Source organism: Brevibacterium gallinarum, assembly GCF_014836885.1.
GTDB lineage: Bacteria > Actinomycetota > Actinomycetes > Actinomycetales > Brevibacteriaceae > Brevibacterium > Brevibacterium gallinarum.
Genome location: NZ_JACSPY010000007.1, coordinates 48,157 through 74,238, shown reverse-complemented (window position 1 = coordinate 74,238; position 26,082 = coordinate 48,157). Strand labels below are relative to the sequence as shown.

General features: G+C 67.2%; 24 protein-coding genes. 8 read left to right on the top strand and 16 right to left on the bottom strand.

The genetic code is table 11. From position 1 onward, the window contains the following. Positions 1–59: 59 nt before the first annotated feature. The gene (locus H9634_RS08555; RefSeq protein WP_191726274.1) at positions 60–497 is read right to left on the bottom strand and encodes an Hsp20/alpha crystallin family protein; all 438 of its coding nucleotides are present in this window, start codon (positions 495–497) and stop codon (positions 60–62) included. Between the two features lie 119 nt (positions 498–616). Here H9634_RS08555 and H9634_RS08550 point away from each other — a divergent pair, with 119 nt between their 5' ends. The 3 genes from H9634_RS08550 (at position 617) to H9634_RS08540 (ending at position 4,926) form a co-directional block, all read left to right on the top strand. Continuing rightward, positions 617–1,549: an AEC family transporter gene (locus tag H9634_RS08550; protein ID WP_191726273.1), complete on the top strand. Its 933-nt coding sequence runs from the start codon at positions 617–619 to the stop codon at positions 1,547–1,549. 111 nt (positions 1,550–1,660) lie between these two features. Further along, a complete protein-coding gene (locus H9634_RS08545; protein WP_191726272.1) occupies positions 1,661–3,136 on the top strand; it encodes a polysaccharide deacetylase family protein in 1,476 nt (491 codons plus the stop codon). 1,274 nt (positions 3,137–4,410) lie between these two features. Further along, the gene (locus H9634_RS08540) at positions 4,411–4,926 is read left to right on the top strand and encodes a ferritin (RefSeq protein ID WP_165882962.1); all 516 of its coding nucleotides are present in this window, start codon (positions 4,411–4,413) and stop codon (positions 4,924–4,926) included. A gap of 147 nt (positions 4,927–5,073) precedes the next feature. On the opposite strand, the gene H9634_RS14880 is transcribed toward H9634_RS08540, so the two are convergent. Further along, positions 5,074–5,787, bottom strand: coding sequence for a septal ring lytic transglycosylase RlpA family protein (locus H9634_RS14880; protein ID WP_318245052.1), 714 nt, complete (start codon positions 5,785–5,787; stop codon positions 5,074–5,076). A 304-nt stretch (positions 5,788–6,091) separates the two neighbouring features. Next, a complete protein-coding gene (locus H9634_RS08530; protein WP_191726271.1) occupies positions 6,092–6,646 on the bottom strand; it encodes a hypothetical protein in 555 nt (184 codons plus the stop codon). A 120-nt stretch (positions 6,647–6,766) separates the two neighbouring features. On the opposite strand from H9634_RS08530, the gene H9634_RS08525 reads away from it, so the two are divergent. Continuing rightward, positions 6,767–7,495 (top strand): glycerophosphodiester phosphodiesterase family protein, encoded by a 729-nt coding sequence (locus H9634_RS08525; protein WP_191726270.1) that lies wholly within the window; start codon positions 6,767–6,769, stop codon positions 7,493–7,495. Between the two features lie 75 nt (positions 7,496–7,570). Beyond that, positions 7,571–7,912 (top strand): RNA polymerase-binding protein RbpA, encoded by a 342-nt coding sequence (locus tag H9634_RS08520; RefSeq protein ID WP_175294705.1) that lies wholly within the window; start codon positions 7,571–7,573, stop codon positions 7,910–7,912. Positions 7,913–8,019: 107 nt separating this feature from the next. On the opposite strand, the gene H9634_RS08515 is transcribed toward H9634_RS08520, so the two are convergent. After that, complete coding sequence (locus H9634_RS08515; protein ID WP_191726269.1) at positions 8,020–8,775, bottom strand: polyprenol monophosphomannose synthase; 756 nt, start codon at positions 8,773–8,775, stop codon at positions 8,020–8,022. Between the two features lie 76 nt (positions 8,776–8,851). Further along, positions 8,852–9,847 carry a metal-dependent hydrolase gene (locus tag H9634_RS08510; RefSeq protein ID WP_191726268.1) on the bottom strand — a complete coding sequence of 332 codons (996 nt, stop codon included), beginning with the start codon at positions 9,845–9,847 and terminating at the stop codon, positions 8,852–8,854. Positions 9,848–9,924: 77 nt separating this feature from the next. Between H9634_RS08510 and H9634_RS08505 the strand changes: the two genes are divergently transcribed. Beyond that, on the top strand, positions 9,925–11,685 hold the full coding sequence (locus H9634_RS08505; protein ID WP_191726267.1) for a 5'-3' exonuclease H3TH domain-containing protein: 1,761 nt from the start codon (positions 9,925–9,927) through the stop codon (positions 11,683–11,685). A 97-nt stretch (positions 11,686–11,782) separates the two neighbouring features. Then, positions 11,783–14,047, top strand: a complete 2,265-nt coding sequence (gene secA2, locus H9634_RS08500) for an accessory Sec system translocase SecA2 (protein ID WP_191726266.1) — start codon at positions 11,783–11,785, stop codon at positions 14,045–14,047. Between the two features lie 56 nt (positions 14,048–14,103). Here the strand turns inward: secA2 and H9634_RS08495 are convergent, their stop codons facing one another. From H9634_RS08495 to H9634_RS08475, 5 genes are all read right to left on the bottom strand, one after another. Next, positions 14,104–16,803 carry a DEAD/DEAH box helicase gene (locus tag H9634_RS08495; RefSeq protein ID WP_191726265.1) on the bottom strand — a complete coding sequence of 900 codons (2,700 nt, stop codon included), beginning with the start codon at positions 16,801–16,803 and terminating at the stop codon, positions 14,104–14,106. A gap of 97 nt (positions 16,804–16,900) precedes the next feature. Then, positions 16,901–17,722 (bottom strand): twin-arginine translocase subunit TatC, encoded by an 822-nt coding sequence (tatC, locus tag H9634_RS08490; protein WP_318245051.1) that lies wholly within the window; start codon positions 17,720–17,722, stop codon positions 16,901–16,903. Positions 17,723–17,730: 8 nt separating this feature from the next. Further along, positions 17,731–18,021, bottom strand: coding sequence for a Sec-independent protein translocase subunit TatA (gene tatA, locus H9634_RS08485; RefSeq protein WP_175294710.1), 291 nt, complete (start codon positions 18,019–18,021; stop codon positions 17,731–17,733). Between the two features lie 72 nt (positions 18,022–18,093). Next, positions 18,094–19,080, bottom strand: coding sequence for a helix-turn-helix transcriptional regulator (locus tag H9634_RS08480; protein WP_191726264.1), 987 nt, complete (start codon positions 19,078–19,080; stop codon positions 18,094–18,096). Beyond that, a complete protein-coding gene (locus H9634_RS08475; protein WP_191726263.1) occupies positions 19,061–20,125 on the bottom strand; it encodes a helix-turn-helix transcriptional regulator in 1,065 nt (354 codons plus the stop codon). Before H9634_RS08475 ends, H9634_RS08480 begins: the two co-directional genes overlap by 20 nt. A 39-nt stretch (positions 20,126–20,164) precedes the next feature. Between H9634_RS08475 and H9634_RS08470 the strand changes: the two genes are divergently transcribed. Then, positions 20,165–21,313, top strand: coding sequence for a DUF3866 family protein (locus tag H9634_RS08470; RefSeq protein WP_191726262.1), 1,149 nt, complete (start codon positions 20,165–20,167; stop codon positions 21,311–21,313). Positions 21,314–21,346: 33 nt separating this feature from the next. On the opposite strand, the gene H9634_RS08465 is transcribed toward H9634_RS08470, so the two are convergent. The 6 genes from H9634_RS08465 to H9634_RS08440 form a co-directional block, all read right to left on the bottom strand. After that, positions 21,347–21,721 carry an FKBP-type peptidyl-prolyl cis-trans isomerase gene (locus H9634_RS08465; RefSeq protein WP_175294714.1) on the bottom strand — a complete coding sequence of 125 codons (375 nt, stop codon included), beginning with the start codon at positions 21,719–21,721 and terminating at the stop codon, positions 21,347–21,349. A gap of 35 nt (positions 21,722–21,756) precedes the next feature. Next, complete coding sequence (locus H9634_RS08460) at positions 21,757–22,722, bottom strand: FKBP-type peptidyl-prolyl cis-trans isomerase (RefSeq protein ID WP_318245050.1); 966 nt, start codon at positions 22,720–22,722, stop codon at positions 21,757–21,759. Between the two features lie 113 nt (positions 22,723–22,835). Beyond that, the gene (gene pafA / locus H9634_RS08455) at positions 22,836–24,308 is read right to left on the bottom strand and encodes a Pup--protein ligase (protein WP_191726260.1); all 1,473 of its coding nucleotides are present in this window, start codon (positions 24,306–24,308) and stop codon (positions 22,836–22,838) included. Beyond that, entirely contained in the window at positions 24,305–25,075 is a 771-nt protein-coding gene (gene prcA / locus H9634_RS08450; protein ID WP_191726259.1) for a proteasome subunit alpha, read from the bottom strand. The genes pafA and prcA overlap by 4 nt, the downstream gene beginning before the upstream one ends. After that, entirely contained in the window at positions 25,072–25,890 is an 819-nt protein-coding gene (gene prcB / locus H9634_RS08445) for a proteasome subunit beta (protein ID WP_191726258.1), read from the bottom strand. The genes prcA and prcB overlap by 4 nt, the downstream gene beginning before the upstream one ends. Continuing rightward, positions 25,887–26,081: a ubiquitin-like protein Pup gene (locus H9634_RS08440; RefSeq protein WP_102160085.1), complete on the bottom strand. Its 195-nt coding sequence runs from the start codon at positions 26,079–26,081 to the stop codon at positions 25,887–25,889. The genes prcB and H9634_RS08440 overlap by 4 nt, the downstream gene beginning before the upstream one ends. Position 26,082: the final 1 nt, after the last annotated feature.

Below are 26,082 nucleotides of genomic sequence, written 5' to 3'. Positions count from 1 at the left end.
ACCTGCTCAGGTGTGCGGCCCGTCGGCGTGATGAGCTGGGCGCAGGAGCGCTCAGCGAATCAGGCCTGGGTCTCGTCGCTGGAGATGACGTCTCCGCGCTGGGTGTGGTTGACCGAGATCTTGCGCGGCTTGGCCTCTTCTGCGACCGGGATCGTCAGCAGCAGCACGCCGTCCTCGTACGCAGCGGTGATCTGGTCGAGGGCGATGCGGTTGCCCAGCGTCAGCTGGCGGGCGAAGGTGCCCGTCGGGCGCTCACGGCTGAGCCACTGCACCTCGGAGCTCTCGGTCGAGGCAGTCCGCTCGGCGCGCACCGTCAGCGTGCGATCCTGCACGTCGACATCGATGCTCGACGGGTCGACACCGGGCATGTCGATGCGGGCGACGAAGGCATCGCCGTCGCGGTACAGGTCCATCGGCAGGGCGGTGCTGTTCGGGGTGCGGGTGATGTCGGAGAAGAAGCGGTCGAGATCGCGGATCGGATCGAACTTTGCAGCCATGGCAGGCTCCTTTCGGTCAGCTGGTCGCTTACGTTGAGTCTAACGCGCTCAAGTTTGGTTTCATTCCCGTCTCGTGACCATTTTCCTGGGAATCACCTCAGTCTCCGTAGAGTGGGCTCATGGACTTCGTCAGCGTCGTCGGCGCACTCATTCCCGTCGCCAGCCTCATCGCCTTCGGCTGGGTGCTGCGCCGGCTGCGGCTGCTGAGCGACCCTGACTTCTGGTCCGGTGCTGAGAAGCTCGCCTATTTCGTCCTCCTGCCGGTGCTGCTCTTCCGCAACATCTCCGCCGTCGACATCTCCCACATCGACATCGGCCGCCTGGCAGCAGCCCTCGTCCTGCCGATCATCGGGATCACGATCATCCTCTTCGCACTCAACCGGGTGCTCGCCTCCGACCAACCGTCCTTCACGTCGGTCGTCCAGGGCGCGATCCGCTTCAACACCTACATCGGCCTGTCGCTGTCGGCGACTCTCTTCGGCCCCGAGGGCGCAGCCCTTGCCGCCATCGTCGGCGCCGTGCTCGTCCCGCTCGTCAACGTGCTCTCCTCGATCGCCTTCGAACTCTTCCTCGTCGACAAGCGCTCCTGGCTGGCACTCGGCCGATCGGTCATCCTGAATCCGCTCGTGCTCGGCTGTGCTGCCGGTGCGGCGTGGAACGTGCTGCCGGTGACCACGCCCGAGGTGGTGGCTGGGATGATCGATCCGCTCGCTGCGGCCGCGCTGCCGATCGGCCTGCTGTGCGTTGGGGCCGGCATCAGGCGGTTCTCAGTGCGCGAACATGCTGTCGCCTTCGTCTCGGCGACGGTGATCAAGCTGCTCATCGTCCCGGCGGTCACGGTCGTCTCACTGCTGGCGTTCGATGTCAGGGGAGAGGCTGCGGTGGTCGGTCTCATCTTCCAGTCGATCGCCACAGCCTCCAGCGCTTACGTCATGGCGCGGCAGCTCGGCGGCAACGCCACCCTCATGGCTGCCCTCATCGCAGGTCAGACGGTCATCTCGATGCTGACCCTGCCGATCGTCCTGACGGCTGGTGCGCAGCTGCTGCTGTGAGTGCCCTTCGATTTCCTCACATTCACCGGATTCCGCGTGCATCTCCACAGGGACACGGACTAAGATGAGCAACGTCCCCGCATCCCCGTCTGCACCCAGGACCGTCTCCTCATGTTGCCTCGTCCCCGCGCCGCTGTCGCCTCAGCGGCAATCGCCGCCCTGCTGCTCAGCGGCTGCGCCTCGAACGGCACCAGCCGCCAGCCAACCGCACAGGTCACCGCACTCACTGATGGCCGAACGCCGTTCACCGCTGCAGCCGAACCGGCCGATGTGCTCAGCCAGCGGCACGAATCAGACAGCCCGCTCTACACTCTGCGCTTTCCCGAAGTCCGCGGCGCCGAGGCGTTCAACCGCGAAATCAGCGACTTCGTCAGCGAACTGCGCCAGCGCCGGATCCCGCAGTCCGATGCGAGGGGAAAGAATGGGAAGAAGGATCTGCCGGGGGAGTACGAGCTCGACTGGCAGGTGACCCAGAACTGCCGCAGCCACGTCTCCTTCCTGCTCCATGACCGCAGCACTCTGCCCGGCGCCGGGCCGGAGGCCTACTACACCAAGGTGCTCGACCGTGATACCGGCACCGAGATTCCGGCGGCCGAGCTGTTCACCAAGCCAGGGCAGCGAGAACTCGCCACCCACGTGCTCGAGGCCCTGCAGCGCACGGGCTACCGGACCACCGCCCATGACGCCGCACACCTGAGCAGTGTGCAGGTCAACGCCATCACCACCGGCACCACCGTCGACGGGCACGGGGGACTGGTGACCCACCTCGGCAGTGGCATCGTCAACGCACGCGGTGACGATTCGGTGGCCGTGAGCTTCACCGGCGACCAGGCCCGCGACTGGCTGACAGCAGCCGGGCGTGACTGGCTGGACGACTCGGCACCCGGCCCGCAGCTCAAAGCCGGGGAGAAGATCCCCGAACATGTCACTCGCGATCGGAATGATGTCGACTGCGCCCAGACCAAGTGCGTGGCCCTGACCTATGACGACGGTCCGGGCGAGGACACCCCGCAGCTGCTTGACGCGCTGGCGGCCGAAGGCGTGCCGGCAACGTTCTTCGTCAAGGGCACCTCGATCGCGGGCAATGAAGCGACGCTCAAGCGGATGGCCGAGGAAGGCCATGAGATCGGCAGCCACACGTGGAATCACCCGCAGCTGACGAAGATCTCTCGACCGGCAGCCGAGAAGGAACATGCTCGCGTCAACGGCGCGATCGAGAAGGTGACAGGGGAGAAGCCCACGGTCTTCCGCCCGCCTTACGGCGCCTTCGCCAAGGGTGTTCCCGACGGCGGTCTGCCATCGATCATCTGGAGCCTGGACACCAATGACTGGCAGAACAAGAAGGCACCGGAGAAGACCGTCAAGGCCGCGACCACTGACGTGCGGCCAGGCGACATCATCCTCATGCACGACATCCACAAGTCCAGCGTCGAAGCCAGCCCGCAGATCATCGCCAAGCTCAAGGAACAGGGCTTCACGCTCGTGACCGTCAGTAAACTCTTCGGCGGGGAACTCAAGCCGGGGCAGAGCTATTACAGCGATGAGCGCATGAAGGGCAGCCGCCACATTCCGCGCTGGGCTGGGTGAGAGCGGAACACATCGCCTGGCGGCTGCGTGGAACCGGCAGGTCGGCTACCAGGTGGTTCCCAGCATTGGGTATCCTGGATACGAGACACGCAATGGCCCGCTCTACAACCCGTTTCAGGAGGTGTATCACGTGGCAGACATCATCATCTCCATGTGCATCGTCGGTGCAGTCATGTTCGCGCCGATGGTCGCAACGCTCATCCTGCCGTCCGGCAGCGGTCGCACGACCGTGACCAGCCAGGACGACTGAGACGCGCTCGTCTGCCAGCCTCGTTGAGCAGAACGATGACAGATGCGGTGCACTGCCACAGAGGCGGTGCACCGTGTCGCATTCACGAACACGCCTGCGGATCGGAGAGGGAGAGCGGCAGGGTGGCAGTGCCGAGGGGCGCGGGGAGACGCCCTTATGGTTAGTTTACATAATGTATATTATCGGCGAATGCTCATGGTCGTGGGATCCGGGTGAACAGCGGCCTGGCGGTCAGAATGAATCCGCAATGAATCCGCGAGGCTCCACATGCAGCTGCATCCGGCGCGACTCCGCCAGACTGCGCATTCAGGTGCGCGCGTCGTCTGCCGTCGATAAGCGCCGACCTTCGCGGGTGCGTATGCAGTCGCCATCCCGATGCCGGACTGATCCGGAGTGATCCGGTCGTGTCATGCGCAGTCTGGCGCTCAGTCGTTCGCACCTGACGCGCGGTGATGCTCTCGCGGCGCCCTTGTCTTCGCTGTCGTGACCCTGCCGCCGCTCGGTGCGCTTCGATGGCAACCGCCGTGCTGACGACGCTGTCTGTGGTTGACGACGCTGTCTCCGCCTGAAGATGCGGGCCGGGCACCGCTCCGCGATACTCCGCTCAGAGCGTCACGGTGTCATCGCGAATATTATGTCAACCATTCAATGTGCTTCTCGCCTGCTCGCTCACGGGCTCGACGTGCGTGCTCACGACGTGATGACCGCGCTGATCGCGGTGCAGGGCCAGTCGATGTCCGGTGCGCGGGGCAGCCATCCGTGAAGGCTCACAGGGCAACCGCCGCGGGGATGGCCCCTACTCCCCTGCACTGTCGACAGACCGCATTCCTATTCTGGAATGTTTCCAGGTTAGGCGTTCTTTGCCTTACTGGAACCGCCTGTAGGGCTGCTATAAGCTCGAAACTGCGCACATGCCCGCAGGACGAATCGCTGAGAACGCGATTGTCGCCTCACCCGGACCGAAGGCGAACCTCCTGCACCTCACTACTGGTCCGATCACCCACACGATCGAAAAGGAGCAGTTATGGAACTCACCCAGAACATGGCCGCCGCAGTCAGCGACCAGGTCACCATGGAACTCGAAGCCTCTATCGTCTACCTGCAGCTGTCCATCGAACTCGAAGACCAGGATCTCACCGGCATGAGCTCATGGATGCGGGCCCAGGCCGAGGAAGAGCAGGTCCACGCCGCGAAGTTCATCCAGCACGCGCTCGACCGCGGCACCTCGCCGCAGATCGGGACCATCACCGCCCCGAGCTTCGCAGGCAAGTCCCCCGTTGAGCTCTTCCAGGCCGCACTCGATCATGAGCGCAAGGTCTCCGAGTCGATCCGCAACCTGTACCGGACCGCGCAGAAGGAAGATGACATCGACATCATCCCGCTGCTCAACTGGTTCATCGACGAGCAGGTCGAGGAAGAGGCCACCGTCGGTGAGATCGTCGGCCAGCTCGAGCGCGTCGGCGAAGACGGCAACGGAATCCTGCGCATGGACGCCAAGCTCGGCGCCCGCACCCCGGACGTCGTTGCCGCCGAAGGCTGATGCACAGGCGAAGCCTGATACGCCGCCGAAGTCCGATGCGCCGCCGGCACTGATGGCCGGCAGCCCGCACTGAGGCCACGCTGACGCAGAATGCGCCCCCTGTCTGCACGGACAGGGGGCGCATTCTGCATCACAGGCACCGAGGGGTCAGAGAACCTCCCAATCGACCGTGATGACACCGGAACTGATGCCGCCGACAGCCTTCATCGCACCTTCGCTGAGGTCCAGGCAGCGGCTGCCGACGAACGGCCCGCGATCATTGATGCGCACGACAACAGACTTGCCGTTGGCCTTGTTCGTGACCTTCACCCTGCTGTTGAAAGGCAGCTCCTTGTGGGCTGCGGTGATGCCCATCGGGTCATAGGATTCGCGATTGGCGGTGGTGTGGCCGGTGTTGTAGTACGAGGCTTTGCAGGTGCCGCCCTGGCCGGAGGCCTCGGTGTTCTGCTTCGGCTCGCTCTCATCACGCTTCGGGCTGGAGTCCTTCTCCGAATCCGCGGGCGCATCCTCACTGGCACTGGAGGCGACTGTGGCGGCATCAGCGCCAGCTGGCGTCGGGAGCTCCGGCATGGCCGGTGGCGGCGGAGGTGGTGTGGGCTTCGGCGATGCGGCGATCTCCTGGACGCCGGCCTTCTCCTTCGACCGGCTGACGGCATCGTCCCAGTCCTTGCGCAGCTTCTCCGCATGCGCATTATCGGCTGATACAGCCTGCGCTGATGCTGGACCGGTGCGCGGCTGCTCTTCGCTGCTGAAGACGACGCGTTCAGGAGTGCCGCTGTCGGCTGGGGCGAGCATGAGACCGGAGACCGCCAGGCTTGCCACTGCTGCTGTCGGGACGGCCAGCGCCGCCCAGTTCGGCATGCGTTTGGTGGATCGCAGAATGCCTGCCGCTGAAGCCGGCTCTTCATCGATGTCGCTGTGGCGGCCGTGCCGCCTGGGTCCCAAAGACCGGAAGAAGTCAGCGATCCTTGCTGAGAGCTGTGTGTTCGGCGCGGAGTGCTTGCCCACCATCAGGCCCTTCTCACGTATGTGACTGTGACGACACTCACAGCCTATGTAACGGAACGGTAAAGCGCTACCGATCTGGCCCATTCTGAGGAAACACTGATGAAGGCCCTGCACCCGATGATGGGTGCAGGGCCTTCAGCGCAGGACAGCCTGCCGCTCAGGGCCGACGATCGTCGGTATCGGCAGTGCGGTGAGCGGTGCGCGGAGGCACGACGACAGTGTCGACGGAACCCTCGGCCGGTTCCGGGACAGTGTCGACAGTGGTGTCGGCGTCGTTGCGGCGGATGAACTCACGGGCCTTCTCGGCACCAGTGGTCACGCCGCGCTGGACGGTGGTGAAAGTCTGGTCCATGCGCCCGGAGAACTGCTCCTGGGCACCGGAGAGCAGCTTCGTGAGCTTCTCCTCGGTCCAGTCCACGGCCTTATCGGACTTCGACAGGGTGGTCTTCGCCTGTGCCCGGCCCTTGTCGACAGCCCACCGGGCTCGGTCCTGGTAAGCGCGGGTGCGACCGCGCGGATTGTCCTTGAGCAGGCGTGCTTCGTCGCGCAGCTGGCTCGTGCCCTCACGCGCGGTCCGCCCGAGCACATCGGCGAAGCTGCGGCCGTAGGCGAAAGTCCGGCCGGCGAGCTTGCGCATCCGGTCGGTCGTCGACGTGTCGGTGGAATCGTGTACGGCAGTCGGTTCGATGGGTTCGTTCTCACTGCGTTTCATAATCATCCGTCCTCGTAGATTGCGCGCTGAGGCCAGTATGACAGCCTTGGCTGAGTCTACGATTCAGGCATCATCGATATCGCCGACATGTCGCAGCTGCCGTGCAATAGGCTGGCTGATATGACCGCTACGCGCCCGGACATCATCGCCCACCGCGGAGGCCTGTGGCCCGGCACAGCAGAGAACACGATGGCTGCCTTCGAACACGCCGTCGCCCACGGAGTCACGATGCTCGAGACAGATGTGCATCTGTCAGCAGACGGTGTGCTCTTCGCCGCCCACGACGATGATCTCCAGCGGATCGCCGGTCGTCCCGAGCAGCTCGCTGCGCTTCCGGCTGCCGAACTGGAGTCCATCGAGCTCATCGCCGGTGGCACACTCCCCCGGCTGGCTGACCTGCTCGCGGCATTCCCCACCGCCCACTTCAACATCGACGTCAAAGCCGACCGCTCGGCAGCGGCCGTCATCCGTCTGCTGCGGGACCGCTCCGACACCGCACGTCTGCGCTTGGCCTCCTTCTCCACCCGCCGCCTGCACATGCTGCGCCAGGCGCTGCCGGGCATCGCCACCTCGCTGGGCACCACCGAAGTGGTGCGGCTGCGTCTCCTCGGCGCCCGCGGCTGGCGCCTCGACCCGTCGGTCGATGCCGTGCAGGTACCGGCCAGCCGGTGCGGATTCCCCGTCATCACCGCAGGATTCATCCGCGCTGCGCATAGTCTCGGACTCCGCGTCGACGCGTGGACGATCAACGAACCTGCAGAGATGCAGCGCCTGGCTCGCCTGGGAGTCGACGGGCTCGTCACCGATGAGCCGCTGACCGCCCGGGCAGCGCTGGCAGAGGCGGTTTAGGCGGGAATGAAACGAGTCGCTAGACTGTTCTGGTTGCCAAGAGCTTGAAAACCATCATCGGAAGGTGTGCAACAGATGAGTGAACGCAGTCTGCGCGGTACCCAGCTGGGCTCCCGGAGCCTCGAGTCGGAAGTCGGTGTCGAACCGGCCCCGCGCCAGATGGTCGAATACGTCTGCGAAGATGGCCACACGTTCACCGTCCCCTTCTCCGTCGAAGCCGAGGTCCCGGCCACCTGGGATTCGGGAACCCACGGCATCGGCACCCGCGTCGGAGGCGAAGAGCCTGACGAGGAGCCGGAGAAGCCGGTGCGCACGCACTGGGACATGCTGCTGGAGCGCCGCTCCTTCGAAGAGCTGCAGGTGCTCCTCGATGAGCGTTTGGCGATTCGCCGCGGGGAGATCCCACCACAGGTCTGAGAATCCCTGTGGCAGCCATGCCGCAGTCACTGATCGCACGGAGGGCGGATCCGATAGTCGGATCCGCCCTCGTGCTGTGTGCGTCTCAGGCAGTTGCTGTGTGCGTCTCAGGCAGCGCGCCGGGCAGTGACCCTGCCGACGAGCCGGCGCGCCTGGCTGAGACGGCGCTGCGCACCCCACTGTGCGACCCGGCCGACTGCCTCCCGGATGATGCTGCCGTGCATCTTCGACTCACCGAGCTCCCGTTCGACGAACACGATCGGCACCTCGACGATGGACAGACCGGCCTCGTGCACGCGCTTGGTCATATCGATCTGGAAGCAGTAGCCCTGCGAGGCGATCTCGGCGAGATCGAGCTGTGCCAGGGTCTCCCGGCGGTATGCGCGGAAGCCTGCGGTCGCGTCCTTGACGCCCATGCCCATGAGGGCATCGACGTAGATGTTCGCGCCCCGGGAGAGCACATGCCGGTTGCGCGGCCAGTTGACCACAGCACCACCGGGAACCCAGCGTGAGCCGATCGCAAGATCCGCCCCATCAGCCACCGCGTCAAGCAGCAGCGGCAGGTCCTTCCCGCGGTGCGATCCGTCGGCATCCATCTCGCAGATGACCTCGTACTCGCGTTCGAGCGCCCACTGGAAGCCGGCCACATATGCCGGTCCCAGTCCGGCCTTCTCCTGACGGTGCAGCACGTTGACGCGCGCGTCCTCAGCGGCGCGCTCATCAGCCCACCGGCCGGTGCCGTCAGGCGAGTTGTCATCGGCGATGAGGACATCGACGTGCGGAGCGTAGGCGTGGATCGCAGCCAGGGTCACCGGCAGCGAATCGAGCTCGTTGTACGTCGGGATGACGATCAGAGTAGACATATGCACGGTTACACCCTAGAGGACAATGGCGCGCAGCTCATGAGGGCAACACGCCCCGTGTGGTGCGGACTGGCGATCAGGACGTCACCGCCGTGCCATGGGACCAGATGCGCAGCAGCTGCGGCAGTGCCGCATCAGGGCTGAGATCGGGCAGACCGGGTGTGCCTGAGCGCGGATCCGTGCTCCAGGCGGCCACTCTCGAATCGGCTGCCTGCACCAGCAGGCTCTCAACTGACCACACGCAGGCGGTGGCCGCTGACCCAGGTGCCAGCACTCCCCCGTCGAAGCTGCCGAGTGCCCGGTAGCCGAAGCGGGTGACGGCGTTGAATGCCGCCCGGGCCGAGACACCGTCAGCGGAGTCGTACACGGCTGCCCGGAGGGTCTGCCACGGGTTCTCTGCTGTGAGTGCGAAGCTCACCTGCGCACCGGCCGACAGCAGCGGGGCCAGCGGCTGTCGGTGTGCCAGCGGATCGACGGTGATGCCGAGCCCGGACTGGGCCAGCGCATCGATCGCCTCTGGTGGGACTGCCACGTTGATGAGCAGCCGCCAGCCGTGGCGCTGCAGGTGGGCGCGCACTCCTGCGTCCTCGAGCAGGCCGAGGACAGCGCTGAGATCTGCTGCGCTGTCGACGAGAACGAACTGCGCCCCATCCGGCAGCAACCCGGCATCACGCGCACCGGCCCCAAGCGCACCGGCATCAAGCGCACCGCGGCCCTCCCCTGCGCCGCCGAGCTGATAGCTGGTGGTGACCAGCGCCTCGGGAGCGGCGTCAGCGAACCGTTCCAGCTGCGCGCCGGTGCCGATGAGATGGGCGGCGGTCACGCCTCGGGCCAGGAGCTCATCACCGGTCGGAGCCGGCCTGCCCGCCTCCGGGCGCAGGTCGACGGCCGCGGCGACGAGACCCGGGGTGACGAAGGCGCCGGCGAGATCGTGGTGCGTGCCGTCGAAGGCGCAGGCGGCCTCATCCGAGCCGACCCAGGCGACGGTGTCACCGGTGAACATGATGGCGGTGGCGAAGGGATCGGCGCTGGAGTAAACATCAGCGTTGTACAGGATCGTCGAGTCAGTCACGCCGCCATTGTGTCACGACACCCACCCTGTGCCGGTGCCGCCTGCCGGAGGCTGGCTGCCGGGATAGAGTGAGGCGTGTGAAGGCTCCACTCATCATCCTCGACACACCGGCCCTGTACTACCGGGCGTTCTACGCGCTGCCGGACACGATCCGCTCCCCGGAGGGCTTCCCGGTCAACGCCGTGCGCGGTGTCCTCGACACGATCGCCCAGCTGTCCGAGACCTGGTCCTCGACCCGGATCGTCGCCACCATGGACGCCGACTGGCGGCCGGCCTTCCGCACCGCAGTCGTCCCGGAGTACAAAGCTCAGCGCATCGTCGATGCGGAGGCCGGCACGGAGACGCCGCCGGATCTTGAAGCGCAGCTGCCGCTGCTGCGCTCGTGCCTGATCGCCGCTGGCATTCCCGTCGCCGAGGTGGCCGGCACCGAGGCCGACGACGTCATCGCCTCGCTCATCGCTGCCACCGCAGAACCGGTTGTCATCGTCTCCCCTGACCGCGATCTGCTCGCCCTGCTCGATGACGACGGGCGGGTCACTGTGTGCCGGCCGAAGAAGGGCGGCGTGTGGGAGACCGTGCAGGCGGCAGACCTGCCGGAGCTATACGGTGTGCCCGACGGCCCGTCCTACCGGGCGTTGGCCGCATTGCGCGGCGACCCGTCCGACGGGCTGCCCGGTGTGCCGGGAATCGGCGAGAAGACCGCCGCCAAGCTCATCGCCGGCTACGGCAGCCTCGATGCCGTCATCGCCGCAGCGCAGGCCGGGCAGAAGGACCACGGCCTGAGCCCGAAGCGCCAGGAGAACATCGTCACCTCCGCCGAGGCGGTGCGCCGCGGGCACCAGGTGATGACGTGTGCCGACGACCTCGACGTCGCCGCCTTCCTCGCTGCAGTCGAGACCGCAGAGGAGAAGCGGGATGCCGCGACCCTGCGGGAACTGGCCGGCGACCACGGCTTCGAGCGCAGCGCCGAACGTCTCATCGCTTCCCTCGTCCCATCCGCTGCACCCGGTGCGGCACCCGCCACCCCGGCAGCCGCCGAACCGGCGGCGGTGCGCGCAGACGATCCAGCCGGCGCCGCTGAGCAGGCAGCCCTGTTCCCCACCCCGGAACCCCCGCAGCTGACCTCCGGCTGGACCCGCTCACCGGTATGGGGCTTCGACTTGGAGACCACCGGCACCAACCCGCACACCGCCCGCATCGTCACCGCCGCACTGTGTGAGTTCCGCGATGGCGTCGAGACCAGCCGGCTCGAATGGCTGGCAGACGCCGGGGTCGAGATCCCCGCCGCGGCCGCCGAGGTGCACGGCATCTCCACCGAGCATGTGCGCGCCCACGGCCGGCCGCTGGCAGAGGTGCTGGCCGAGCTGCTCGAATGGTTCTCACGCATCCGCGATGACGGCGGGATCCTCGTCGGGCACAACATCGTCTACGACCTCACGATCCTCGAAGCCGAGACGATCCGGCTGGGCAGCCGGCAGCGTGCCTCCCAGGCGTGCCCGCCGGTCATCGACACCTTCGTCATCGACAAACAGGTCGACCCCTACCGGCGCGGCTCGCGCGTCCTCACAGCCCTGGCCGAGCACTGGAACGTCGAGCTCGACAACGCCCACGACGCGACCGCCGATGCGCTGGCCGCCGTCGAGATCGCGCTGCGGATCGCCGCAGCCCACCCGGAGACGATCGGCACGCTCAGTGCCGCGGAGATCCACGCCGCCCAGATCGCCTGGAAGCGGGATCAGGCGGCGAGCTTCGAAAGCTACCTGCGCCGCAAACGCGGCGATCAGAGCATCACCGTCAGCCGCGAATGGCCGTTCGAAACACCACAGCTGCACAGCTGAGCCGTGTTCGGGAACTGAGCACGTAGACTTTCCACAGCACGAACCCGCGGCGCCGGCAGCGGCGCCCCTCCCCGAGACGACTCTGAGGACGTGACACATGGGATTCCTCTCCCGCCTGCTCAACCGACCCGGTGCCCAAGCAGACAAGAGCATCGGCTGGCTCGAGAAGGCCTGGCCGCAGATCGACACCCTGGCCGAGGAGTACGCCGAACTCAGCGACGAGGACATCGCGGTGAAGGCCGCTGACATCTTCACCTCCGGATCGCGGCAGGAGCAGCTGCGCCAGTACGCAGCCCTCGTGCGCGAAGCCGCCGACCGGGCACTTGACGAGCGGCCCTACAATTCCCAGATCCAGGGACTCATCGGCCTGCTCGACGGCTCGATCGTGCAGATGCTCACCGGTGAGGGCAAGACGCTCGTGGGGGCGATGGCCGCTGCCGGCTACGCGCTGCAGGGCCGCACCGTGCACGTCGTGTCCGTCAACGACTACCTTGCTGTCCGCGACCGCAACTGGATGAAGCCGCTGTTCGACCTCCTCGGCGTCGAATCGGCCAGCATCTCAGAAGCTGACAGCGATGGCACCCGCCGCCGGTCCTACCGCGCCGAAGTCGTCTACGGGGCGGTCACGGAGATCGGATTCGACGTCCTGCGCGACCGGTTCATCGTCGATGACGATGAGATCCGCGTGCCCAGCCGCGACGTCGTCATCGTCGATGAAGCCGACTCAGTGCTCATCGACGAAGCCCGCGTGCCGCTCGTGCTCGCCGGCTCGACCGAGGTGCAGGATGCTGATGAGAAGATCGCCGCCCTCGTGACGAACCTCGAACCCGGCCTCCACTACGAGGTCAGCGACGACAAGCAGGCCGTCTCCCTCACCGATGCCGGCGTCGACCACATCGAAGAGCTCCTCGATGCCGACCTCTTCGGCGAGGACGCGCAGACGCTGGCCGCCATCAACATCGCCCTGTACGCCGAGGCGCTCGTCAAGCGCGACGTCGACTACCTCATCGTCGACGGGCAGGTGAAGCTCATCTCCGGCTCCCGCGGACGCGTGGCCGATCTGCAGCGCTGGCCCGACGGACTGCAGGCGGCAGTCGAGGCCAAGGAGAAGCTCAAGACCACCGAATCCGGTGAGATCCTCGACCAGATGACCGTCGAGGAGTTCATCCGCGGCTACGAGACTGTCTGCGGCATGACCGGCACGGCCCTGGCGGTCGGAGATGACCTGCGGGAGTTCTACGACCTGGAGATCGTCCCGGTCGAACCGCATGAGAAGGTCATCCGCGAAGACGAACCCGACCGGCTCTACACCTTCCAGGAATCCAAGGAGCGTGCGATCGTCGAGGAAGTCGACGAACAGCACGCCAACGGCCGGCCGATCCTCATCGGCACCCGCTCGGTCGCCGAATCCGAGAGCCTGGCCGAACGGCTGCGCGAACGCGGGATCTCCTGCCAGGTGCTCAACGCCAAGGACGACTCCCGGGAAGCCGAGATCATCGCCGAAGCCGGCCGCAGCGGAGCGGTGACCGTGTCCACCCAGATGGCCGGGCGCGGCACCGATATCCGGCTGGCCGATGAGAAGGCCGTCGAAGCCGGCGGACTGCTCGTCATCGGCGCCGGACGCTACCCGTCCTCGCGACTGGACGACCAGCTGCGCGGACGCGCCGGCCGGCAGGGCGACCCGGGCTCCTCGGTGTTCTTCACCAGCCTTGAAGACGAGCTCATGAGCCGGGTGCCCGAGGCCAAGCGCTTCGTCGAGGAAGGCGATGAGACCGGCCACATCGCCAACCGGCGCGCAGCCCAGCTCGTCGAGCACGCCCAGCGCATGTCAGAAGGCCACAACACAGCTGTGCACCGCGATACGTGGCGGTTCAACCAGCTGATGAAGCAGCAGCGCGAGATCGTGCTCGGCAAGCGCGACCGGATCCGCAAGGAGCATTCGGGTGCCGATGAGCTGCGTGAGCGGCTGCCGGAGCAGACCGAGGCCTGGGATGAGAAGCTCGGCAGCGAGGTCGTCGACGACGCCCTGCGCGATGTGCTGCTCTTCCAGCTCGACCAGCGGTGGGTCGAGCACCTGGCCTACCTCAACGACCTGCGCGAGGGCATCCACCTGCGCACCCTGGCCAAGGAGCGCCCGCACGAGGCGTTCAACACCGAATCGATCCAGGCCTTCGACACCTTCTGGCCCGATGTCCTGGATGCGGCGACCGAGGCGCTCGAAGATGCTGAGATCACCGCAGACGGCATCGACCTGCCCTCTCACGGCATGAAGCGCCCATCATCGACCTGGACGTATCTCACGACAGAGTCGACGTTCGGCTCGGACATCGAAACCGTCGTCAAGCGCGCACGGGGACGCTGAACCGCAGCCTGACAGCACAGCGCCGCCTCGCCGATGGGTGAGGCGGCGCTGTAGTATCAGGAGTCGGCGACGACGCCGCGGCGGATCGCATCGGCAGCCCGGCGCACGGTCGGTTCGACCGACGGTGGGCAGACATCGGCGATCTGGCCGAGCATGTCGAGGGTCTGCTTGGCCCAGCGCACAAAGTCACCAGCGGCGACGTCACTGCCGGCCAGCGCGCCGCTGAGGTTCTTGCCCTCCGTCCAGCGGAAGATCGCCTGCACGAGCCCGAAGTCAGGTTCGGGCGTCGGCGGCAGCCGGAAGTCAGTCTCAAGCCGGAACAGGTCAGCCCACAGTCCGCGCAGCTCCCCGGCAGCATCCTGCAGACCGGCCGTCGGCATCGGGGGCATTCCCCAGCCGCCTTCGCGCCGGGACTGGTAGCACAGTGCTGAGGCCAGGCCTGCCGCCTCGGGTTCGGTCAGCTCATCCCACAGGCCTGCGCGCACGCTCATCGCCGCGAGCAGGTCGCGTTCACCGTAGATGCGGCGCAGGATCCGCGAGTCATCGGGCAGGAAGTGCAGCGCGGTGAGCACCGAGCAGACCCGGTCGAAGACGTGGGCGATCGATGAGGTGCGCCCGGAGATCTGCTTGCGCAGCTGAGCGGTCTCCTGCTGCAGCTTGAACAGCCGTTCGGCCCAGCGGGCATGGTTCTCCCGCTCCGGGCACGCGTGGCAGGGATGGGCGCGCAGCTGCTGGCGGACCTCGTCGATCTCGGCCTCACCGCTGCGCTGCGGACGGTGCTTGGTCTTGTGCTTGCCCTTCGGGGAGGTCAGCTGGCCGCGGTCGAAAGCCGCTTCCATCGTCTCGATGACCTGCCGGCGGGCGGCGACCTGCCGGTGGTTGAACTTCCGCGGCATGCGGATGTGGCCGAGCAGCTGGGCCGGTTCGGTCACCTCGTGGGGGCGCAGATGCCAGACCTTGCCGAAGCTTGTGAGGATCGTCGGCAGCCGGGACGTGCCGTCCTGGCTCTGCATCTCCTGGATGACAACAGCCGGTTCGGAGAACTTGTGAGACGGCAGCACGATGACATCACCGGGCTGCAGACCGGCCAGCGATTCGACGACGTCGCGCTGCTTGACCTTCGAACGGTACCGGCTGGCCTTCTTCTCCATCGTCGACAGGGTCCGGCGCAGCTGCGCATAGGACATGAAGTCCCCAGCCTCGCACTCCATCGACCGTTCGTAGCCGGCCATGGCCTCTTCATTGCGGCGCAGCTTCTTCGCCAGGCCCACCACACCGCGGTCGGCTTGGAACTGCGCGAACGAGGTCTCGAGCACCTTCGCGGCATCGTCCTTGGTCATGCGGGCCAGCAGGTTGGCGGCCATGTTGTACGTCGGGGTGAACTGGCTACGCAGCGCATAGGTGCGCTTCGAGGCCAGCGACTGGATCTCCTCGGGCTCGATCGTCGGATGCCACACGACCACGGCATGGCCTTCGATGTCGATGCCGCGCCGCCCGGCCCGGCCGGTCAGCTGGGTGTACTCCCCCGGTGTGATCTGGACATGGGACTCGCCGTTGAACTTCGTCAGCTTCTCCAGCACCACGGTGCGGGCGGGCATGTTGATGCCGAGTGCCAGCGTTTCGGTGGCGAAGACGACGTGCAGGTGCCCGGCGGCGAAGAGCTCCTCGACGAGCTCCTTGAACTGCGGGATGAGCCCGGCATGGTGGGCGGCGAACCCGTGGACCATCCCGGTGGCGAAGCTGTGGAAGCCGAGCACGCCGAGATCCTCTTGGGCCAGTTCGTCCTGCAGGTCTTCGAGCCGGGCGCGGATGTGGCGCTTCTGCATCGAGGTGGTGAGATCGAGACCGGCGGCCAGGCACTGTTCGACAGCGTCATCACAGGCGCTGCGGGAGAAGATGAAGTAGATCGCCGGCAGGAGCCGCTCATGCAGCAGTTCGCTGATGAGCGAGGTGCGCGACGGTCGGCGGAAGCGCATCTGCCGAGGATTGCGGCGATCCCGGCGGCTGGTCGGCCGGCGGGTGAACTTCTGGGTCGCATACGTCAGGTCGCGGTTGAGCTTGTGTGCGTTCTTCTTGCCCGGGGCGAAGAGCGGGTAGAGGTTCGTGCCGACGGCGACGTGGTTGTACAGCGGCACCGGCCGGTGCTCGGAGACGATGACGTCGGTGTCGCCGCGCACCTCGGCCAGCCAGTCGCCGAACTCCTCGGCGTTCGACACCGTCGCCGACAGGCTCACGAGTGCGACGTGCACCGGCAGGTGGATGATGACCTCTTCCCACACCGGCCCGCGGAACTTGTCGCCGAGGTAGTGGACCTCGTCGAGGACGACGAAGCCGAGCTTCGACAGGTCGGTGCCGGAGTAGATCATGTTGCGCAGCACCTCGGTGGTCATGACGATGACCTGGGCGTCGCGGCGGATCGTCGTGTCTCCGGTGAGCAGTCCGACGTTGTCCTCGCCGTACTCCTCGCACAGCTCCTGGAACTTCTGGTTGCTCAGCGCTTTGATCGGGGTGGTGTAGAAGGCGCGCACACCGCGTTCGAAGGCCAGCCGCACGGCGAACTGGGCGACGACGGTCTTGCCGGCCCCGGTCGGGGCTGCCACGAGCACGGACTTGCCGGCCTGCAGCGACAGGCAGGCGGTCTTCTGGAAGTCATCGAGCTCGTAGTCGAGTTCAGCGGCATAGCGGCCAAGCGGTGAGCCTGCCTCTTTCACGCGTCGCTGGTGAGCGGCATAGGCTTCGGCAGGTGAGAGCTCCATATCGCACCAGTCTACCGCCTCGGAAGCGGCCCGGCTGGTGCAGGCTCGCCCGGAATCTGTGGGCTCAGGACGGTGCCGGGCAGTCAGCTCAGCGGTCTCAGTCCTCGTCGAGCTCTGCCGGGTCGACCCAGGTGCCCTCGGCGATCATCCGCTTCTTGCGTTTGCGGTCGTTGAGCAGGCAGATGACCCAGGCGAGGAAGAACATCAGCATCATCGGGACGACGAGGAAGAACATCGACAGCGCATCCGGTGACGGGGTCGCGATCGCAGCGAACGCGAAGACGAGCACGACGATCCAGCGCCAGGAGCGGCGGATCGTGTCAGCTGAGAGGATGCCGACGAGGTTGAGCCCGACCATGAGCACCGGCAGCACGAAAGCGATGCCGAAGACGACGATGATGAGCATGACGAAGGAGAAGTAGTCCTGCGCCGGCACGAAGTTCGACGCCCCCATCGGCGTGAACGTCATGAGCGCGCGCACCGCATTGGGCAGCGCGAAGAACGCCAGTGCTGCGCCGATGAAGAACAGGGGGACGGCAGCGGCGAGGAACCCGAGGGCGTAGAGCTTCTCCTTCTTCGTCAGCCCGGGCATGATGAAAGCCCACAGCTGGTAGAGCCACAGCGGGGTGGTGAGGATGATGCCGAGGAACAGCGAGACCTTGATCTTGAGGTCGAACGGGGAGGCGATACCGGCGAAGTTCAGGGTCGCGTCACGGCCGTCCTGTTCGGCAACCTGCCGGATCGGGGTCTGCAGAATCTCCAGCACCGGGTCGTAGAGGATCCAGCCGACGATCCCCCCGAGCAGCAACCCGATGAGGCAGATGATGACCCGGTTGCGGAGCTCGAGCAGATGCCCGCCCAGGGACATCCGCTTCTCAGGGTTCTGACGTCGGGGCAGACGTCTGGGAAGTTTCGCCACCGACGGCCTCAGAGGCGGTCGTCGTGCCGCGGCTCACCTTCGGTGCGGGGTTCGCCGATGCGCTCCTCTGCGGTCCTCTCAGCCCGGTGGGAGCCACCGGTGTCGGCGCGGCGCTGCGCGTCGGTGATCTCCTTGGCCTCGTCATCGGCGCTCTCATCGTCGCGGAGGTCCTTGACCTCGGATTTGAACACCTTCATCGACTTGCCGAGGTTCTTGGCCACCATCGGCAGCTTGGCCGCACCGAAGATGACGATGATGACAAGCACGAGGATGAGAAAGTGAACAGGGCTCGGGCGCATGGAGTCTCCTTTGCAATGACTGCCTCAATTGTAGTCCTTCCGGCCGTGTGCTTCACACCGCCGGACTGTGCGCTACCCGGCGGCGCGGTGCGGCGGTGAGCTGATCTCCTCGCGGGCGGCCTCCGACTGCCGCAGCGCCTCATGGGCGGCATCGACCGGGTCGAGGGCGATGACGTGCCTGCCGTGGGCGAGCAGCCAGCGCACCAGCCACGCCTGGTCGTACACCGGCAGGGTGATCGTCACCGTCCCGGGACCGTGGGTGTCATACCGTGTCTGGACCGGCAGGTCCTCCACGAGCCGGGCGCCGGTGCTCGTCAGCGTCATCGTCACCGTGCCCGAGGCGCCGGCCGGCTGTGTGCGCGAGGTTCCCTCCGCCTCGGGGGCGGTGGCATCGGCAGGGTCTGCCGGAGACGCGTGCTCCTGGGCGGGCACCGGGCGGATGCGGCGGATGTTGTCGAGGGCGAAGCTGCGCAGCCCGCCGGCGGTGTGGCAGTGGGCTTCGAGATACCAGCGGCCGGAGAGCCGGAGCGTCAGCGGGTCGACGACCCGCTCGGTGAGCTCATCGCGGCTGGGCACATAGTAGGACAGCTGCAGGTCATCGCTGCTGGCCAAGGCTTCCTCGACGACACGCCTGACCTGCGGGTCGACCGGTGGGAGCACGATGTCGAAGCGCTGCCCGGTCTCCTCCAGGCTGGCGGCGGCGGCGAGCTTGTCCTTGGCGCTGCGCACCGCCTCGGCGTCGGGTGGGTCGAGGGCGAGGATCGTCTCGAGCGCCAAGGTCAGGGTGCCGGCCTCGGCGCGCGACAGGCGCACCGGCACGGACACCTCCTCGGCGTTGGAGACGTAGATGCGGTCGTCCTCCCAGCTGGCCTCGATGAGGTCATCGGGCATGTGCCCGGGCCGGCCGGAGACGAAGAGCAGCTCCAGATCGTCGATGAGCTCCTCACGGGTGCAGCCGAATGCCTCGGCCACCTCGTGAAGCTCAGCACCCGGATTCGCCGTCAGATACGGGACCAGGCCGAGCAGCCGGCTGAGCCGCTCAGGTGTCGTCTGCGCCATCGTCATCCTCCTGCCCTGCTCCGGCGGCCGAACCCGCGCCAGCCTCACCGGACAGCAGCCCGGTGAGTGCCGAGATCGTCGCCTGCACATGCACGCGGTGTGCTGCGGCGAGCTCGCGCGGGCTCATGACCCGCACGCTGGGGCCGAACTCGGCCAGCGTCGTCGCGCACAGCTCTTCATCTTCGTATTCGAGGCTGAAGGTGTCCCAGCCGCGGGCGGTCGTGCCGGTGTGGGTGCCCTCGCGGCGCAATGGTTCGGCCCGTCCCGGGGCGATGGCGATGACCGCCTGTTTGCGGGTGCCGGCCTCCGGGCCGGGGTCGAAGTGGGCGGCGGCCTCGAAGCCGGCCGGGATCTCGTAGTCACCAGCGCTGCGCCTGGGCGCCTTGCGGATCCGGCCCATGATGCGTGAGAGCCGGAAGGTGCGCACCGCCTCGCGGTCGACATCGCGGCCCATGAGGTAGACGCGGTTGCCGCGGGTCAGCAGCGCATAGGGCTCAAGGGTGCGAGTGGCGGTCTCACCGCTGGTCTTGCGGTAGGAGAACCGCACCGGCAGGCGTTCGCTCGTGACGCTGATCGCGGTGGCGACGTCGCCGGGCCAGAACTCCGGGGACGGGGTGACCGCCGCCTCGGGGCCGGTGGCCGGCTGACTGAGCTCGGTGCCGAGGCCGGTGAGCTTGTAGCGGGCGCGCTCGGCCTGCCCGGCCGCTGGTGAGGAGCGCCACCAGTCGGCGGCGACCGAAAGCGCAGCGGCTTCGGCGGGGGTGAAGTCGATGGCCGGCAGCTCGTAGTCCTCGTTGGTGATCCGGTAGCCGTAGACGGTATCGGTCGAGCCGATGTCGGTCCAGTTCGTCGTCGAGATCTCGATCCCCAGCTCGCGCAGCGCGTCCTTGTCGCGGGAGAACATCCGGTCGAAGGCTTCGTCGCTCAGGTCGTGATAGCCGCTGATCTTGCGCCTGAGCGTGTCGCGGTCGACCCAGCCGGAGGCGGCACGCAGGGCGATGAGCAGGTTGAGCAGCCGCTCGGTGGCCTGGCGTATCTGGTTCACGCTTCTAAGCTACTACGTTTGCCCGGTACGGTTAAGCACATGATCCATTGGCGTGAAGGAACCGTCTGCGAGGTCACCACGACCTGGCCGGGCGTCCACCAGACCCGTGTCGAACTCACCGCACCGCTGCCCGGCCGCGAGGATGGCGACCGGGTCATCAGCGCGATCGCCTACACCGACATCGTCGGCACCCCGGCGGCCGGGAACCGGGTGCTCGTCAACGTCTCGGCGCTGGCCCGCAGGCTGGGCACCGGCGGCTTCGGGCTCATCGTCGCCCTGCCGGAGAACCTGCCGGCCGATCCCCCGCCGCAGCCAGGCCACATGGTCAAGGACCGCTATGCGCCGCTGCAGACGATGGTCCTCGGCGTCGACGACCAGGAATCCGAGCACCACGCCGCGATCCGCGACACCGCCTCGCTGTCCGGCCTGCCCGTCGTCGTCGCCGATCTGCACTCCGCCCTGCCGGCGATCCTGGCCGGCATCCGGGTCACCGCTCCCGAGGCGCGGGTCGCCTATGTCATGACCGACGGGGCTGCCCTGCCGCTGCCGTTCTCCCGCTCGGTCGCTGAGCTGCGTGAGCGCGGCTGGCTGGCCGCGACGATCAGCGTCGGGCAGGCCTACGGAGGCGACTATGAGGCGGTGACGATCCACTCAGCGCTGCTGGCCGCCGCCGAGGTAGCCCGCGCCGATGTCGTCATCGTCTCCCAGGGTCCGGGCAACCTCGGCACCGGCACTCCGTACGGGTTCACCGGCATGATGGTCGCCGATCACCTGAATGCCGCGGCGTTCCTCGGCGGGCTGCCGATCGCGGTGGCGAGGATGTCGAATGCCGATGCCCGCGGCCGCCACTACGGCATCTCCCATCACACGCTCACCGCTGTCGGCAAGGCCGCCAATCCCGGCTGCCTCGTCCCGCTGCCGGATCTCACACAGCTGAGCGATGAGGAGGTGACAGCGGCGATCGGCGCTGATGGTGCCGATCCGCGTGCGGTCATCGAAACGGTCGATTCCCAGCTGCCCGAGCTTGCCCGCCATGACGTCGCATGGGTCGACCCGCGGGGTCTGCTGGGTGAATTGCAGCAGGTGCCCGTGCGGCTGTCGACGATGGGACGGGGTCTGTCTGAGGACCCGGTGTCCTTCATCGCCGCTGCCGCGGCGGGCACCTGTGCAGCTGGGCGGCTGGCCTGAGCCCAGGCCAGCCGCTGAGGCAGGTTCAGCGGCTCAGCTGACGCCTTCGAGGTCGCACACGAAGATGAGGCTCTCGTTCGGTGCGATCGCCCCGGGGACTCCCGAGGGGCCGTAGGCCATGTGCGGCGGGATGCGCAGGGTGCGGCGTCCGCCGACCTTCATGCCCTGCACACCTTCGTCCCAGCCCTGGATGACCATGCCGACGCCGAGCTTGAACTGCAGCGGCTGGCCGCGGTCCCAGGAGGCGTCGAACTGCTCGCCGGTGGAATGAGCCACGCCGACGTAGTGGACGGACACGGTGTCGCCGGCCTTCGCCTCGGGGCCGTCACCGACGATGTCGTCGATGATCTCGAGCTGACTCGGCGGGTTCTCGCCGGGGAAGTCGACTTCGGGTTTCGTCTTGGCCATGGTTCCTCTTCTCGTAGCTTGCAGGTGGGCGGGGGTCACTTGCCGCCGGTGGCGGACAGGATGTCGACGACGAAGATGAGCGTGGCGTTGCCGGGGATGTTCGGCGGCGAGCCCTGCTCACCGTAGCCCTTGTCCGGGGGCACGATGACGAGCAGCTGCGAGCCGACCTTCTGACCGGCCACCGCCTCGTCCCAGCCCTTGATGACCTCACCGGCACCGACGGTGAACGAGAAGGGCTCGCCGCGGTCCCAGCTGGAGTCGAAGGTCTTCGTCACATCGTCGTACAGCCAGCCGGAGTAGTGGGCCTGGACGGTCTGGCCCTCTTCGACCACCGGTCCATCGCCTTCGATCGTCGGCTCGACGACGAGGTCCTGCGGCGCCTCGCCCTCAGGGGCTTCGACGCTGGGCTTGCCGGTGTCGTCACGGGTGACCTTCGGCAGCCCGGCCGGCGGCTCCTTCTCGGTGCCCTCGGCCCTCTCCAGCGGCTCGGGCAGCTTCTCCGCCTTGACGATGTCGATGACATAGACGAGGGTCTCCGGGTCATCACCGGACTTCGCTGCGCCGTTGAGGCTCATGAGCACCCGCGAACCGACCGGCACGTCGATGACGGCGTCGTAGAGCGCCTCGTTGATCTGCGCCTTGTCGACCGGGAAGCCGGAGGGCTGCTCGGTGTCGTAACCGGATTCGACGATCTCGCCGGAGTTGCCCGACACGAGCGTCATATTCGCTGTGACCTGCTGGCCCTCTTCGACCTTGGGTCCGTCGCCTTCGGAGACGACGGTGCTCTCCGGCTTCTCGATGACCAGCGGGGCCTCGAAGGAGACCTCCGGCTTCTGGTCGGGTTCGCCGGTGACCTCGACGTCGTCAAGCGAGGTGGACTTCGCATTCGAAGCGTCGACGGCCGGGCTCTCAGCCGGATTGCCGTCGGCGCTGTCGTCGGCACCGCAGCCGGTGAGCAGCAGCGCGGACACGGCGAGCGCGCCGATGAGGGTCTTTCGCACGGGCATTCCTCTCAGGTCGGAGTGATCTCCACAAACGTACAGAATCTTACTGGCATGGCACTGTGTGTCACACGCACGCGGCCTTGATGCTCTCGGCTGACCGGCAGACGCGCTCAGACGTCGAACGCGGCAGGCTCTCCGTCGAGCCCGGCGATGAGCTTCTCGGCCTGCTCGTGCGCTGCGGAGAACGGGTCCTTGAGCACGATCGCCCGCTGCAGCTGGTCGTTGAGCCTCAGGTGCACCCAGTCGACGGTGTAGTCCTTGCCCGCGCCCTGGGCTGCGGCGACGAACTGGCCGCGCAGATGCGCCCGGGTGGTCGACGGCGGGCGGCGGCGTGCCTGTTCGACGGCCTCGGCAGTGACGGCGCGTGCGGCTGCGCCTTTGGCCTCGAACTGCTTGAAGATCGAGGTCTGCGGGGTCAGGTCGTGGTAGGCGAAGTCGAGCCGGGCGATCCGCGGATCTGACAGTTCGATGTCCCCGCGGGCGATGTAGCGGTCGAAGAGCCGGCGTTTGATGACCCAGTCGATCTCAGCTGCCACGGGCGCGAAGTCACCGGTGTCCACGGCGGTGAGCATCCGCTGCCACCGGTCGATCACCCGGGCGGCGGTCGCATCATCGCCGAGGCTGTGGTCGCCTTTCGCGACGAGCTTCTGCGCCCGGCGCAGGTAGATGCCGAGCAGCTCCAGGGCCGTCATCGTCCGCCCGGAGGCCAGTTCGAGTTCGGTGCGGCCGGTGAGATCTCGGGCGACGCGGCGGATGTCGCGGATCGGGTTGCGCAGGCTCAGGTCCTCGATCGGCACGCCGGTTTCGATGAGGTCGAGGACGAGGGCAGCGGAGCCGACCTTGAGTTCGGTCGTCGTCTGCGACATCGACGAGTCCCCGACGATGACATGCAGCCGCCGGTACTTCTCGGCATCGGCGTGCGGTTCGTCACGGGCGTTGATGATCGGCCGCGACCGGGTCGTCGCCGACGACACGCCCTCCCACATGACATCGGAGCGGGCCGAAAGCCCGAACTGCAGCAGTCCAGGGTCCAGCTGCGGGGTGCGGGCCGGGGCGTGCGGGTTCGCGCGGTTCGAATCTGCCGGCTTGAGCTCGGTCGTGACCTTCGCCGGGATGATCGCCCCGGCACCGACGAGCAGCTGGCGGGTGACAAGGAAGGGCAGCAGCACAGTGGTGAGATGGGAGAAGTCCATCGACCGGCGGATGAGGAAGTTCTCGTGGCTGCCGTAGGAGTTGCCGGCGGAGTCGACGTTGTTCTTCACCAGATGGGCGCGCCCGTCGATGCCGTCGGCGGTCAGCGCCTGCTGCGCCTGCTCCAGCAGCTCGACCATGATCTGGTCGCCGGCGGCGTCCTGGGCGAGCAGATCGGGCAGCCGGTCGCATTCGGCCGTCGCGTATTCCGGGTGAGAGCCGACATCGAGGTACAGCCTCGCGCCGTTGGGCAGGAACACGTTCGACGACCGGCCCCATTCGACGACCGGGCGGAACAGGTACCGGGCGATCTCCTCGGGCCCGACGCGCCGGGACTCCCCCTGCGTGTATGCCAGCCCGTACTCGGTTTCGAGTCCGAAGATCCGCTTCACTGGCCCTCGTCCTCCTGGGGTCGGGTCTCCGTGCCCGAGGCGGTGGGCGCCTCCTCGCGGCCGGTGTCCTCACCGGTGGCTGGGGCTGCGAGCAGGGAGCGCAGGTCATCGGGCTGCAGGCGGCGGAATGTGCGGTGCGAGGAGGCGGAGCGTTCGAGCACGGCGGCTTCGAGGTCGTCGAGGTCGACGTCGTCGTCGCGTCCGGTGCCCAGCACCGTGTGGCCGATGGCGAGCACCTCGGCCAGCGGCTTGCCGGCCGTGCGCAGCCCCGACAGCCGCTTGCCGATCTCCTCGGCCTGCCCGCCGATGGCGACATGCTCGTTCTCGTCGGCGACCGAACCGTCATAGGACAGGCGGAAGAGCCGGTCGCTGGCGGGATGCTCGCCGATCTCGGCGACGACGAGTTCGACTTCGAAGGGCTTCGACTCGGTGGTGAAGACACTCGCCAGCGTCTGGGCATAGGCGTTCGTCAGCCCGCGGGCGGTGACATCGGCGCGGTCGTAGGAGTAGCCGCGCAGATCGGCGTAGCGCACGCCTGCCTGCCTGAGGGTCTCGAACTCGTTGTACTTGCCGACGGCTGCGAAGGCGATCCGGTCGTAGATCTCGGCGATCTTGTGCAGCGTCGCCGATGGGTTCTCGGCCAGCAGCAGGATCCCGTCGTCGTAGCGCAGCACGACGACCGAGCGGCCGCGGGCGATTCCCTTGCGGGCGAACTCCGCCCGGTCCTTCATCAGCTGTTCGGGAGAGACATAGAACGGTGCGCTCATGGGCGGTCTCCTTCTGCACGGGAGGCGACGACCGCAGTGGCGTACTGCAGCACCTCGGATTCGGGGATCCGGCGCACCCCGTCGGCGTCGACGACGCGCACGACCGGGGCGACCTGGCGGACGAAGTCCGGTCCGCCGGTGGCCGAGTCGTCGTCGGCGGCATCGATGAGCGCCTCAACGGCGACCCGCACTCCCCCGGCCTCGGACAGGCCGGGCGACCACAGCTTCTTCAGCGCACCGCGGGCGAACCCGGAGCCGGAGCCGATCGAATGGAAGTTCACTTCCTCGTATTTGCCGCCGGTGACGTCGAAGCTGAAGATCCGTCCGGAGTCCCGGCCGGGTTCGACACCGGCGAACAGCGGCACGACTGCCAGGCCCTGCATCGCAAGGCCGAGGCCGGCGCGCAGCATCGAAGCCAGCCGGTTGGCCTTGCCCTCCAGGGACAGCGGGGTGCCCTCGATCTTCTCGTAGTGCTCGAGTTCGAGCTGGAAGAGCCGGATGAGCTCGAGGGCCAGGCCGGCGGTGCCGGCGATGCCGATGACCGAGGCGGAATCGGCGGCGTGGACCTTCTCGATGATGTGGCTGGCGATGAGGTTGCCGACGGTGGCCCGCCGGTCACCGGCCATGAGCACGCCGTGGGCGGTCTTGAACGCGATGATCGTCGTGCCGTCGGGCACCCCGGCCCGCTCACCGGAGGCGGAGACGAGCTGCTCAGGTGAGATGTGCGGCAGCACATCGGGGGCGACGGTGCGGGCGAAGTCGGTGAACGAGTTCGTCGTCGCTGACAGGAAGGCGGGATCGAAGCCGGTGTTCACTGGCCGCCCTTCTGCACGAAGTTGCGGACGAACTCCTCGGCGTTCGTCTCCAGCACCGAGTCGATGTCGTCGAGGATCGAGTCGACGGCCTCCGTGCTGATCTGGGTCTGCGCCTGCGGGGCGACCGGTGCCTCCTCCGGCGGTTCGGCTCCGTCCTTGCGATTGTGGCGGATCTGCTCCTGGCCGCTCATC

Excerpts from the sequence above, each read along its gene's own strand:
- H9634_RS08555 (WP_191726274.1), bottom strand. The coding sequence starts at position 497 with ATGGCTGCAAAGTTCGATCCGATCCGCGATCTCGACCGCTTCTTCTCC.
- H9634_RS08550 (WP_191726273.1), top strand. The coding sequence starts at position 617 with ATGGACTTCGTCAGCGTCGTCGGCGCACTCATTCCCGTCGCCAGCCTC.
- H9634_RS08545 (WP_191726272.1), top strand. The coding sequence starts at position 1,661 with ATGTTGCCTCGTCCCCGCGCCGCTGTCGCCTCAGCGGCAATCGCCGCC.
- H9634_RS08540 (WP_165882962.1), top strand. The coding sequence starts at position 4,411 with ATGGAACTCACCCAGAACATGGCCGCCGCAGTCAGCGACCAGGTCACC.
- H9634_RS14880 (WP_318245052.1), bottom strand. The coding sequence starts at position 5,787 with ATGCCGAACTGGGCGGCGCTGGCCGTCCCGACAGCAGCAGTGGCAAGC.
- H9634_RS08530 (WP_191726271.1), bottom strand. The coding sequence starts at position 6,646 with ATGAAACGCAGTGAGAACGAACCCATCGAACCGACTGCCGTACACGAT.
- H9634_RS08525 (WP_191726270.1), top strand. The coding sequence starts at position 6,767 with ATGACCGCTACGCGCCCGGACATCATCGCCCACCGCGGAGGCCTGTGG.
- H9634_RS08520 (WP_175294705.1), top strand. The coding sequence starts at position 7,571 with ATGAGTGAACGCAGTCTGCGCGGTACCCAGCTGGGCTCCCGGAGCCTC.
- H9634_RS08515 (WP_191726269.1), bottom strand. The coding sequence starts at position 8,775 with ATGTCTACTCTGATCGTCATCCCGACGTACAACGAGCTCGATTCGCTG.
- secA2 (WP_191726266.1), top strand. The coding sequence starts at position 11,783 with ATGGGATTCCTCTCCCGCCTGCTCAACCGACCCGGTGCCCAAGCAGAC.
- H9634_RS08495 (WP_191726265.1), bottom strand. The coding sequence starts at position 16,803 with ATGGAGCTCTCACCTGCCGAAGCCTATGCCGCTCACCAGCGACGCGTG.
- tatA (WP_175294710.1), bottom strand. The coding sequence starts at position 18,021 with ATGCGCCCGAGCCCTGTTCACTTTCTCATCCTCGTGCTTGTCATCATC.
- H9634_RS08480 (WP_191726264.1), bottom strand. The coding sequence starts at position 19,080 with ATGGCGCAGACGACACCTGAGCGGCTCAGCCGGCTGCTCGGCCTGGTC.
- H9634_RS08470 (WP_191726262.1), top strand. The coding sequence starts at position 20,165 with ATGATCCATTGGCGTGAAGGAACCGTCTGCGAGGTCACCACGACCTGG.
- H9634_RS08465 (WP_175294714.1), bottom strand. The coding sequence starts at position 21,721 with ATGGCCAAGACGAAACCCGAAGTCGACTTCCCCGGCGAGAACCCGCCG.
- prcA (WP_191726259.1), bottom strand. The coding sequence starts at position 25,075 with ATGAGCGCACCGTTCTATGTCTCTCCCGAACAGCTGATGAAGGACCGG.
- H9634_RS08440 (WP_102160085.1), bottom strand. The coding sequence starts at position 26,081 with ATGAGCGGCCAGGAGCAGATCCGCCACAATCGCAAGGACGGAGCCGAA.